Here is an 11,796-nt window from a genome sequence, read left to right as displayed (position 1 = left end):
GTCACAACTGGGCGTTGGATGTCCGTTTATTACCCGTCAAGCAAGGTTCGCTTCACGCGCACCGCTGACATCACACCAGGTCGGCCGAGGATCGCGGCCAGCGTCTCGATTATCCTCGGAAACTTTTGTTTCCGCTCATAGTAGGCAGATTTAATAAAACACTGTATCGCTTTCGCTGACCAGATCTGTTCGTCAAGCCAGTTCCGTCCCTGACGCTCGTACCACTCTGCAAGGAGGTCTCGACGTATCTCTGGATACTGATTGTATATGTCTTTTTGATGACGAATGTTCTGTAGTATTTTTTTAAACCTCCGTTTTCCGGTCCATAACTTGTTTCCTTCTTGACGATAGAACGTCAGACACTCGTCGACGTAGTCGGCTTTCGTCCGCTTCGCGAGCTCTATTTTGAGGTCTGTGTCGCCCAGTTCGATGTCCAAGTCGTCTTCCTCACCCATCCCAGCCATTGGGAGGCAGTCACACAGTACTTCTCGTTCCATCAACATCGAGCCTGTCCACATGGGAAACGTCTGGAACCGGAGCGCTGGTTCCAGAAAATGGCCTGACACCTCCTGTTTTGGGTAGAAATCCCCCTCATCACCACGGACTACGCCGCAGTACGAAACACCGACCTCCGGGTTCTGGTCGAGAACGTTCGCCGTTTTTTTCAGTTTCGTCTCGTAGAGGTAGTCGTCGTCGTCCAGAAACTGGATGTACTCGCCGGTCGACTGCTCGATTCCAGTCGTGTAGGCTGCCTGCCACCCCTCGTTCTCCTCTTTTATTATCGGCTTGTCTATCACCTCGTCGTACTCTGCAAGCACCGGTTCGGCGTACCCTTCGCCCGAGTCATCAACTACGATCAGCTCGACGGGTTCGTAATCCTGTCGGGCCACGCTTTCGATCGCTGTGGGGAGGAGGTCATTTCGGTAGTGAGTGGGGATAATCACCGATATTTTTCTGCCCATGCGAAGTGTATTCTGAGTGAATATTTTTTGTTAAGAGGTGTATACAGACGTTGGGCGATACGTTACAGCGCTGCTGTTTGATACTGGATCCCCGATCGGATCATTCTGAAAGTCTGGTCGTCCCTTTGCTGCTGAGTCTCACCTCTCCGCTATGAGCACTCGGTACAAACGCAGAGATACCCAGGAAGCGCCGTGACCACGTCGCGCAAATTCATTTGCGAGTCCCTCTCGGAATATCCGCTTAACAACGGGTACTCTCCATTACAGTCAGTCAAATCACACAAACCCGTACGTAGAACCGCTGCTGGTGGAATTGTCCTCCCTCACAGCTGAAAATACAGTAGTAAGCTTATAACAAGGGAAGCAGATCGTCCTTTTTCACTATATCAATGTGCAGATGGCAATCGTTGGCGTGTACTGGCCGAACCGCTGTAGCCAAAGATGGCACAGTCTGTTCCAACGGTCCCGAGGATAACAATTGAATAGATGACCGACAGAAACTCAGACACCATTTCACGGCAGGAGAAACTTGACGCGCTTCTCTATGCGGCCCGATATGCCCCAAAATTCACTGTGATGATCGTCGGGCTCGGTCTGGTAACGGCCGTATTAGAAGGCGTCGGACTGACGTTTATCATCCCTATCATTGAACTCATGCAGTCATCAGAACCGGTGACACAGGCTGATGGCATAGCGGGTATTTTCTTCACCGTTTATCAGACACTCGGGATTCCGTTCACGATCGAGTACGTCATTGGCGGAGTGGCGTTAGCGACCTGTCTGCGCTATACGTCGTCGTTTCTCCTCACGTGGCTACGCGATGTACTCCAGCTTTCCTACGAGCGCCACATCCGCGAGAACCTCTTCGATAGCGCTCTGGAGACGGAGATGGAATTTCTCGACCGAAAGGGGTCGGACAACATCTTGAACGCGATTGTCACCGAGTCGAAAGCAGCCTCAAAAGTCATCAAGCGGTTCGTGAAGCTGTTCGATCTGCTACTACTCACTGTTGCCTATCTCGCTCTCGCAACGTGGATCTCACCGCAACTCACAGCATTTGCTATTTTTATCATCGGTGGTGTGGGACTCGGTCTGCGACATCTCATCGGCTCAGGATACGATCTGGGTGATCGCGTTGCAGCGGCAAACGAACGGATGCAACAAGTGGTTCAGGCCGGCATGATTGGCATTCGAGACATCCGGGTGTTTAATCTCGAAACAGAAATCTATGGCGAGTATGAGGACGCCCTCGAAGAGTACACGCGTTCGAAAGTCGCGAACCGCCGGAATCGGGCAGCGATCAAGAAGTCACAGAATCTCGTCGTCTCCGTACTCATCTTCGCACTTATTTACGTGGCGCTGACATTCACCAATCTCTCGTTCGGTGAACTCGGCCTGTTCTTGTTTCTCATGTTTCAGCTCGGTCCCAAAGCAAGCGGGATTAACAAGCGGTTCTACAAAGTCGAAGAGAACCTTCCCCATCTGGTTCGGACACAGTCATTCATGCGGGATCTCGAAGAGTGGGAAGAACCGGACACCGGAGAGCAACCGACCCCGAAAGAGGTCGAAACAGTCGAGTTCGACGATGTCACGTTCTCATATACGGACGACGAGGTCGTTCTTCGGGAGGTCGATTTCGAACTCAAGAAAGGCGAGTTCGTCGCCTTCGTTGGACAGTCCGGTGCCGGGAAGTCGACAATAGTCTCCCTGTTGGCTCGCTACTATGAGCCAGACAGCGGTCAGATACGTGCAAATGGGAACCCAATCGGCCAAATGGATATCAGCGAGTGGCGTGACCGAATCTCGATAGTCCGCCAGAACCCGTATATGTTCAACGACACGCTTCGACATAACCTCACCGTCGGCAATCGGGATGCGACGGACGCTGAGATCAAACGGGCTTGCGAAATCGCGAAGGTGGACCAGTTCATCACGGACCTCCCGAACGGACTCGATTCTCAACTGGGTGACGACGGTGTCCGCTTGTCGGGTGGGCAGAAACAGCGCGTCGCTCTTGCGCGAGCGATTCTGAAAGACGCGGACCTGTTAATTCTAGACGAAGCAACGAGCGACCTGGATTCGAACCTTGAGAAGGAAGTGCAGGCGGCAATCGAAGCGATGGAGCGAGATTATGCGATTATCGCTATCGCTCATCGCCTTTCAACTGTCGAGAATGCTGATCGGATCTATACGATGGAAGACGGATGGATTTCCGAGTGTGGCGGTCACGACGAACTGGTTGAAAGTGAAGGGAAATACGCTGAATTGTATGCGATACAGTCAGGTGGGTAACTGGACTGTACTCGGTGTTACCGCAGACACAGCTCAAGAAAGCTATCGCTGGTACTTCTCTATCCTAGTGTCAAACTGGATGCTGAAACTACTCACTGGCATCGCTTCGTCTAAGTATCACGTGCGATGATACGCAGAACAGATTCCACCTTTTGATCTCGGCTCACCAGGCGGGCATTTAGACTCCACTCTCACGGAATATGAACACAACCTTACAATCGCAAGTTGCTGCCCCAGACTTGTAGCTGATCCGGAAAATAAACAATAGGAACTCTATCTGGCTGCAAGACGGGGTCAGGCATCACGACTAACACTGATTCTGACTTTCGAAAAACCGTAGCAGCATACCCGAATCACCTATCCAAAATACTGGTAAAAACTCTCTACCACCAGTTAGGCAGCTTATCGCTAAGTGATGCGTAGAAGTGTATACTACCATGACCAAACTGCAGAGGTACATACCGGACATCTGGAGGTCAAACCAATTGATTGCCTCACAATATCAATATACAAATGATGGGATTTTTGACGGTATCGTGAACAAGTATTTCGACACGGTTTCACCGAGTGGCTTTGATTTGATGGCCGAGGACTGGGATAATTGCTATCTTCTTGATGCCTGCCGATACGATATGTTTGCGGATCTGCAGCCTTTTGAAGGGCAATTGAAACGGCGGCTATCCCAGGCGTCTAGTACACCCGGTTTCCTTGAGGCGCACTTCTCTGCGGGAAGATATTACGACACAGTGTACGTAACCGCCAATCCGATGCACTCAGTTGACGAGTGGTGTACCGTCGAACTCGACACTGTTTTTCATTCTGTCATCAACGTGTGGGAGACAGAGTGGGATGAGGACATCGGAACAGTGCCCCCAGAAGACATGGTAGCTGCTGTTAAAACGGCCAGAAAAACGTATCCGAACAAGCGGATACTCGCACATTTTATTCAGCCTCATCATCCATTTATCGGCCCAACAGGCAGAGAAATGGTTGATTCCGGAATGCAAGGTCGGGAGAAAGCGAAAGGAGCAGACGTTGGTAGTTCAGCGGATGATGAACAGAAAATCTGGGCACGGCTGAGACAGGGAGATGTCTCAGAACAACGTGTCTGGGAAGCGTATCGGGAAAACCTCAAACTGCTGTTCCCACATCTTCGAGAACTGCTTGACACTGTTGATGGCAAAACAGTGGTCACGTCAGATCATGGGAACCTAGTTGCAGACTGGTTGTGGCCGTTCCCCGTACGAGAATATGGGCATCCCGGAGAACTTCGTGTCCCAGAACTCATTGAAGTACCGTGGTTGGTTTTCGATGCCGATGAGCGGATATCAATTCAATCGGACCGTCCACTTGAGTCCGGCGTCGAACACGGCTCTACCGAGATCCGCGACCGGTTGTCTGACCTCGGATATCATTCGTAGTCTTGTGATGGTCTCAGCCTGATGTTGCGTGGCTTTCTTTTCGGTACCAAGTGTAACGAGTCGTCTGGCTGCTATGCCACACAGATTATCATCTCTTCCCAGCTACACACGCTACAGAAACGAAGTAAACCCCTGTGTAAAGCCAATCGAATCGCGGGGACTTCGTTTCAGCATGGTTCCGATGAAATCGTAGCACAGAGCTGTAAATCATATCTCCAACATCACATCACTAATATTTCACTTCCTCAGTCCATATCTGAATCAGTTGAATTATAAAGCTCATACCAATACAGGCCCCGTTCTACCGGCATGATTGTAGCGGATACAACTGAGGAAAATGAAGCGACCACAGCAGTCAGCCGACATGGCTCCCGAGCAGAATGGTACGACCACGGTCCCTACTCTCGGGTTCGGTACCTACCGAACCGGAGGGTACAAATGCTACAACGCGGTTAAGAATGCGCTTGATTGTGGGTACACGCATATCGACACTGCGATGGCATACGAAAACGAAGCGGCCGTCGGTCGCGCAATCGAACAATCCAGCGTTGACCGGGAAGACATCTTCTTGACGACGAAAATCAAGGGATATCCCGAAATGGTCGAGTATGAACGCTTGATAGAGGCCGCGAAGGGATGTCTCGAACGGCTGGGAACGGAGTATCTGGATCTGTTATTGGTCCACTGGTGGAATCCGCTGGCCGATATGGAAGAAACAGTCAACGCGCTCAACACACTCGTCGATGACGGGTTGGTCAATCAGATCGGGGTGAGTAACTTTTCTATCAAGGAGCTCAAGCAGGCGATGCGACTTTCGGACGCTCCTATTGCGACGAATCAGATTGAATACCATCCTTACTGGGGTGACGAGGAACTCGTCAGATTTTGCCAGGACAACGATGTCACAGTTACCGCATATAGTCCGCTTGCGGAGGGGCGAGCTGTTGAAGACGATGTCTTGCGTTCGATTGGAGATCGGTACGGCAAATCGGCAGCGCAGGTATCTATCCGGTGGCTGATACAACAGGAGAATGTTGTCACGATTCCGAAAGCGGCGACGCCGAAACACATAGAAGCGAACATTGACGTTTTTGACTTCGAACTCACTGACCGCGACATGCAGCGGATCAGGAAACTTGAGCCGCCGTTCTGGTACAGAGAAAACCGCGAAGGCGGATCGATATACGAGGCTCGCAGTGTTCTGGGAAATTTCGTACCGGACAGTCTCTACAATCGGATTGCCTGAGCTTCTTTCCAAACCATTGAATGGACTCTCGGCAACTGAGAGGGAAACGCGTGTGACAACTGACTCCCGGAAGACAATGCGGGTTCTGTTCGGTCTTCCGAAAGGCGTTTGCCGTCTAACTCAGCGGATCAGCAATCTGTCTCAGTCTAGCATTCCGATTCGGTCCGCGGTGAAGCCGAACACGTCCTCGTAGCCGTAGGCTGAGAGCAACACCGGGTGGAAGGGCTCCTCTGCGACGACGGTTTCGTCGTCGGCTGCTGCCACAGGGTCGCCTTCGGGTACCGGCTCGAAGTTCCTGACGAACACTTCGTACTGCTCGGCCGCTGCCTTCGGAATCGGCTCGCCGAGCTGGAACACTGGCAGTGACGTCTCTCGCTGTGGGGGAGACTCAGCGGTAACGCCGGTCGCGGCGAGGAACTCCCGGATGACCTGCGCTGCGTTCTCGGCGGCTTCAGCAGAGCCCTGATAGCCACACTCGACTTCGAGAACAGAGTCGACTGTTGCGATCATTCGGCCCTCGTTTGCGCCCTTCGTCTGTACGACGGCGTCTACGGAAAGCACACTGCAGAGGGCTTCCATCTCCGGCGTGAGCTCGTCGACGAGGGCGAACATCCCGTCGTAGGACTGCGTGGAGTGCAGCGAAAGGACGTGCAGTCACGGAGTTCAGACGTAATAGTTGCGGCTAACCGTGCTTCGCGAGACTCGCTGTCGGCGTCGCCGGGGAACGAGCGGTTGAGGTCAGTATCGAGATACCGCTTGTTTGCCTCGAGGGCGGCTTCGTTCGCGATAATAAACTTGACAGGTCGCTCGACCGCAGGCGGGTCGGCAAGGACGGTTTCGATCCCGTCTCGGCCACACGGTTCGTCGCCGTGGATGCTTCCCACGACGGCCACCTCTGGATCCCCGTCTCCCAGTTGCTCGATTCGCATCTACCCGTGCTAACACTTCCAGCCTTTAGAATTATCCGGATTCAGTCAGTGTTCGAGCGACTCCGCGAACTCGATGTCCTCCGGGCGACACGTCGGGTACTCGCCGTCGAATCGGATCTGCCATCCATGGAGTGCCGACGGGTCCGACAGTGCGTTCGTTACTGTGGTGCGCACGTCGAGTAAATCGACGCCGTAGTAGTCGTTGGGGACGCCACGGAAGTACTGCAGCGACGTGCGAAACAGCGACCGCATCCCGTCGTCGTCCTCGAAGTCGAAGTGCTTGTACGCGCCGGCGGCGACCTGCACCATCCCGTGGAGGAATTTGCTTTCCGTGCTCCCACGGCCGTAGTTGTACCACTCGTCCTCGAAGCAGTCGTGTGATTCGTGGAACTCCCCGGAGTTGTACAGGCGGACGCCGTGGACCACGGCCCGTCTGAGCGTCTCGTGTTCCCACTGGCCGTCGGTTCGCCATCCCGATGGGTTCCCGTCAGGGGCCTCGACGGTCGGGTCACGCGTGTGGTCGTCCATGCCTCCACTACTGGTTCAGGGCGGGTCAAACCACCGGTTCTGTCGGTTACGTGAGGTCCTCGAATGTGGTGTACACCTGCTCGCGCGACAGCACCCGCGCTCAGTATGTCTGATTGTCACTACCGTCTGGACCCGAGTCGCTTCCGTACGACATTTATACCGCACCACCGTGTGTACCGTAATGCAATACACGTGCGAGGGTAGCCAAGCCAGGAAACGGCGGCGGACTCAAGATCCGCTCCCGTAGGGGTCCAAGGGTTCAAATCCCTTCCCTCGCACTGTTGGACCGACACGGTCCCTCACAAACAGTGAGCGGCCATCGTCACGGTCGCGAGTACGCCGCCGACCCCGGTGGTATCTCGCGGAACAGACGAGGGCCGATCGGTGCTGGAAGACTCGCACGGAGCGATCTTCCCTCGCAATTCTCCGACCCGATGTGACAGAGATGTCTATCTGCGATGAGGATCGCCGTGCTCTGGTTCCGCTGTGCGGTCGTCCTGACTGGACTCTAACTCCGGTTGTCACGTGGTAAACGACGAGGCTTTCGCCTCGGATTTTCTGTAGTTATAGCAGCAGATGCAGTTACAGGTACGATGTTATTATATAGACTGTTTACCACTGGTTAGCTATCATCTTATTACTTGATACTTATCAAAAAGAAATAATTGAAACAATACAGTCAGTTAAATCCCAGTTTGTGCATTGTATGCTTCCAGAGGGGTGTTTTGGGCTACCCAAATAGTATCATTGCACAAGAAATATACCAAAGCCCTCAGTAATATTTCAGTAATGGTAAAAACGCCAATAATAAAACCGACTGTCGTCTTCGTAATGGCAGTCGCACTCGTGTTGGCTGGTCCGTTATCAGTGATGTCCACTGTCGGGGCAACTCCTGTCGCCGAGAGTCAATCGATCTCGGTAACCGAAAACGTCGACGTGTGGGAACGGTCTCCACTCACGCTCCGAACGACATCAGAAGGGCCGACCACGATAGTGGCACCGCGGACGTTCATCAACGTCGAATCGGCTGCAACCGGCAACCTACCGCTTAACAAACGGACGGTGACGATCCACGAGCGCAACGAGTCGATCAACATGTCCTTCGAACCACGGATCGGTGCCGGAACGCGGTCGCTCGCCGGCGACGAGGCGCAACTGCTCGCTGTCAAACTTGATCAAGTACCAGCTACGGCAGGGATAAACGCCAGCAACATCTCTACCGCGTCCCTCGGGGATGTCTTTGAAAACAACTCCGACACCACGTCGTCGGAACTGCTTGATGACGCGGACGGCGTCGGCACGATAGACGAGAACGGCGAACTGAATGCGTCCTACACCCCTGAATCGGGCGGTGCATACGGCTTCGTTCTGGTGACTGTCGACGAGGGTGACGAGGGCCTGTCGGTGTCGGACGGCAACGTCTCCGTCAACGGGACCGTGACTGTCGTCGGTGTCGAGCAAGCGATTGTACAGGACAACGCTTCGACCGTCGAGCCGACTCAGAATCCGGTCAATCCAGGTGACAACGTTACGCTAGATATCGACACCGAGATGGAGGACGAAAACGCCACGCACGCAGTGATGCTGGTGAGGCGAGGCGAACTTCAGCGGCAGTCAAGCACGGTGACCGTGTCTGGCGAGCTAAATGAGAGCTTCAGTCAGGACCAGATCACTGTGGAAAATTCCTTTGACAACGTCAGCGGTGTTGCGACAGTCGGCGACAACACCAGTCTCGCAGGTATCAACCTCTCCGAAAACCAGTCGCTACCCGCAATCGGGTTACAGGGTATATTCGGCGTGGTGGTTTCTGAAGCTGAATCAGATGCCGACGGCGACGTTATCCACGCTTCAGCAACGGTCGTCAGCGCTGACTCTGACGCCAATGTAACGGTACAGACGCTGGAGTCCTGGCCAAACGGCGCATACCAGTACGTCCACGTCGCAGTTGGTAATGAAACTGGCACCATCAACTCGGACACCGGTACAGTGACAGTGAGTCCGGGTGGCGGCTCTGACAACGGTGGGACGGGCAACGGCAATGGTCCGGGCAACGGCGGCGGGCCCCCAGATAACGCTGGTGGACCGAATAGCACTGGTGATGACGACGAAGACGGCGCAGAATAACTGATCGGCGGTGCCGAACAAGGCACACATTCCGTCACCGAACGTCACTGAACATACCGGTCCCACGGCGATATAGTGCCAACCTGATACCGCGAACTGGTGCGCTGTCAGTTGGACGGCGTCGAACAGTCACTCTTCTGGTAGCTCTTACCGGGTAAACAGGCACGTACCGAGACACAGACTCAGCGTTCGCATACTATAACTTTGAACGGTGTCTACATGTCTTCCAACCTTCATATGACACCGTGTATCGTCGAATGTCACTGCATAAGAATTATACCGTGCCCTTTCGAAAAAATTCAGTAATGTATAAAACACCAAACGGGAAACACACTGTAATTTGTGCGATTACAGTGCTGCTGGTGTTAGCCGCTCCCATGTCGGTAACATCAGCAGCGGCAACGCCAGTGGATGACGGACAAACGACGGCAGTGACGGAAAACGTAGATGTCTGGGAGCGGTCACTGCTCCCGCTTCGGACATCCTCTACCGGCCCCACGGCGATAGCCGCTCCACAGACGTACATCAACATTGAGTCCGCCCAGACCGGTGACGTCCCCCTCAACAGGGAAGAGTACACGATTCACCAGGCAGGCGAATCAGTTGATCTCACGTTCGAATCAACGACAGGGGCTGGAACCACGGGACTTGCCGGCGACGAGGCGCAACTGCTCGCTGTCCGTCTCTCTGAGGACCCAACTGCGGCCGGGTTTAGTGAAGGCAGCGTCAGAACCGATCTAGCTGATATCTTTACGAATGACTCCAACGCTAACTCTGTCGAACTGCTAGACGATGCCGAGGGGGTCGACTCGATAGATGACAACGGTGTGCTCGAAACCTCCTACACACCTGACTCGGGTGGCGCGTACGGCTTCATTCTGGTCACTGTCGATGACGGGCAGGGCCTGTCCGTTTCGGATAACAACGTCTCGGCCGATGGAAACGTGACCGTTGTCGGCGTCGAACAGACGCTGGTTCAGGAAAGCCCAGCCACAGTCAATGCGACCGCCAACGATGTCGCTGCTGGTGACAACGTGTCGCTCGATATCGAGACCGGACTGGACGATGACTCTGTCACGCACGCCGTGTTGTTGTTCGACGAGGACGAACTCCAACAGCGAACGAGCACCGTTCGCGTGACCGGCGACATCGATGAGAACTTCTCGGAAGAGCAGGTCACGGTCGAGAATTCCTTTGATGGCGTCAACGGCGTCTCGTCGGCCGATGATGACGCCACCCTCCCCGTTGGGGACTCGACGGCAGCGGGAGCGATGCCGTCTGCGGGGCTAGTCGGTCTGTTCGGATTCGTTCTCTCCGAAGCATCACCAGAGCCGACCGGTGACGACGTGTTGCATGCCTCGGCGACGACGGTGTCCGACGCCTCCGATACCACTGTCGATGTCGAAACACTGGACTCCTGGCCAAACGGGACCTACACATACGTTCACATCGCCGTTGGCGAGGACTCCAACGAAATCAACTCCGCCACCGGGACAATCACACTGTCGCAGTCGAATGAAACCGATGGCGACGACGGCGATAACAGTGGCGGTGGTGACGACGGCGATAACAGTGGCGGTGGCGACGACGGCGATAACAGTGGCGGTGGCGACGACGGCGACAACAGTGGCGGTGGCGACGATGGCGACAACAGTGGCGGTGGCGACGACGGGAGTGACGATAGCGATAGCGGAGACGACAACTCCGATAGTGAGGACACTGAGGACGAACCGACGACCGATACTGAGGACCAGACTACCACGGACGACAGCACCGAAACAGAAGACGACGATGAGCAGACGGAAACGGCCACGACCGCAGGTGGTGGTGGTGCCCAGCAACCCGACGACACGGCAACAGCTGGCACCGAGGGTTCGGTCGAGACCACGAGTTCGAGCGGTCCCGGTTTCACCGTACTTGTCGCGGTGCTAGCACTGCTAGGTGCCGGATTCCTGGCACGCCGGGAGTAACGAACCCTCACAGTTTACCGGCGGTTTTGTCTATTCTCTGCCACGGCTCTCTTCCTGCGGTGTCCCCACCGAGGGCACGAGTCATTGCATTATCCGGTCACCAGCGGCTGCTGATACAATATTGCTGTAAGGGGTAATTTTATATTATTTTACAAATAACATGTGTCTGTAAGGTACACACAATGGGGGACTACGCAAAGCCATCTCGTGCGGCGAAACTCAAGTGCATCACGTGCAATTCACCGGTCGTACGCACTGTTGACGAGGAGTACATCTGTGTCAACTGCGGCGAAGCGCCGATCGAACCCGTGGCCCCATCCTAAG

At 54.4% G+C, this 11,796-nt stretch carries 7 protein-coding genes, 1 tRNA gene and 1 pseudogene; 6 read left to right on the top strand and 3 right to left on the bottom strand.

Translation table 11 applies throughout. The features are described 5' to 3' along the window. Nucleotides 1-29: 29 nt before the first annotated feature. Entirely contained in the window at nucleotides 30-962 is a 933-nt protein-coding gene (locus tag BVU17_08005) for a glycosyl transferase (protein ID AUG47464.1), read from the bottom strand. Between the two features lie 486 nt (nucleotides 963-1,448). Between BVU17_08005 and BVU17_08000 the strand changes: the two genes are divergently transcribed. The 3 genes from BVU17_08000 (at nucleotide 1,449) to BVU17_07990 (ending at nucleotide 5,921) form a co-directional block, all read left to right on the top strand. Then, nucleotides 1,449-3,254, top strand: coding sequence for a multidrug ABC transporter permease (locus BVU17_08000; GenBank protein AUG47463.1), 1,806 nt, complete (start codon nucleotides 1,449-1,451; stop codon nucleotides 3,252-3,254). Between the two features lie 581 nt (nucleotides 3,255-3,835). Then, nucleotides 3,836-4,675 carry a hypothetical protein gene (locus tag BVU17_07995; protein ID AUG48868.1) on the top strand — a complete coding sequence of 280 codons (840 nt, stop codon included), beginning with the start codon at nucleotides 3,836-3,838 and terminating at the stop codon, nucleotides 4,673-4,675. A 337-nt stretch (nucleotides 4,676-5,012) separates the two neighbouring features. Then, complete coding sequence (locus BVU17_07990) at nucleotides 5,013-5,921, top strand: aldehyde oxidoreductase (protein ID AUG47462.1); 909 nt, start codon at nucleotides 5,013-5,015, stop codon at nucleotides 5,919-5,921. A gap of 141 nt (nucleotides 5,922-6,062) precedes the next feature. Here the strand turns inward: BVU17_07990 and BVU17_07985 are convergent. Together BVU17_07985 and BVU17_07980 are read right to left on the bottom strand one after the other, a co-directional pair. Next, nucleotides 6,063-6,850 (bottom strand): annotated as a pseudogene (locus BVU17_07985) (succinylglutamate desuccinylase). Nucleotides 6,851-6,895: 45 nt separating this feature from the next. Beyond that, the gene (locus BVU17_07980; GenBank protein AUG47461.1) at nucleotides 6,896-7,378 is read right to left on the bottom strand and encodes a hypothetical protein; all 483 of its coding nucleotides are present in this window, start codon (nucleotides 7,376-7,378) and stop codon (nucleotides 6,896-6,898) included. 194 nt (nucleotides 7,379-7,572) lie between these two features. Here BVU17_07980 and BVU17_07975 point away from each other — a divergent pair. From BVU17_07975 to BVU17_07965, 3 genes are all read left to right on the top strand, one after another. Continuing rightward, nucleotides 7,573-7,656, top strand: a tRNA-Leu gene (locus BVU17_07975). A 592-nt stretch (nucleotides 7,657-8,248) separates the two neighbouring features. After that, nucleotides 8,249-9,502 (top strand): PGF-CTERM sorting domain-containing protein, encoded by a 1,254-nt coding sequence (locus tag BVU17_07970; protein AUG47460.1) that lies wholly within the window; start codon nucleotides 8,249-8,251, stop codon nucleotides 9,500-9,502. A gap of 431 nt (nucleotides 9,503-9,933) precedes the next feature. Then, nucleotides 9,934-11,472 carry a PGF-CTERM sorting domain-containing protein gene (locus BVU17_07965; protein AUG48867.1) on the top strand — a complete coding sequence of 513 codons (1,539 nt, stop codon included), beginning with the start codon at nucleotides 9,934-9,936 and terminating at the stop codon, nucleotides 11,470-11,472. The last annotated feature ends 324 nt before the right edge of the window (nucleotides 11,473-11,796 follow it).

This window comes from Haloarcula taiwanensis (genome assembly GCA_002844335.1).
GTDB lineage: Archaea > Halobacteriota > Halobacteria > Halobacteriales > Haloarculaceae > Haloarcula > Haloarcula taiwanensis.
Note: the sequence above shows the minus strand (reverse complement) of the source record. Positions and strands in the feature narration are given on the sequence as shown.

Bases quoted from the DNA above. Each gene is read 5' to 3' on its own strand.
- BVU17_08005 (AUG47464.1), bottom strand. From the start codon at position 962: ATGGGCAGAAAAATATCGGTGATTATCCCCACTCACTACCGAAATGAC.
- BVU17_08000 (AUG47463.1), top strand. From the start codon at position 1,449: ATGACCGACAGAAACTCAGACACCATTTCACGGCAGGAGAAACTTGAC.
- BVU17_07995 (AUG48868.1), top strand. From the start codon at position 3,836: ATGGCCGAGGACTGGGATAATTGCTATCTTCTTGATGCCTGCCGATAC.
- BVU17_07990 (AUG47462.1), top strand. From the start codon at position 5,013: ATGAAGCGACCACAGCAGTCAGCCGACATGGCTCCCGAGCAGAATGGT.
- BVU17_07980 (AUG47461.1), bottom strand. From the start codon at position 7,378: ATGGACGACCACACGCGTGACCCGACCGTCGAGGCCCCTGACGGGAAC.
- BVU17_07970 (AUG47460.1), top strand. From the start codon at position 8,249: ATGTCCACTGTCGGGGCAACTCCTGTCGCCGAGAGTCAATCGATCTCG.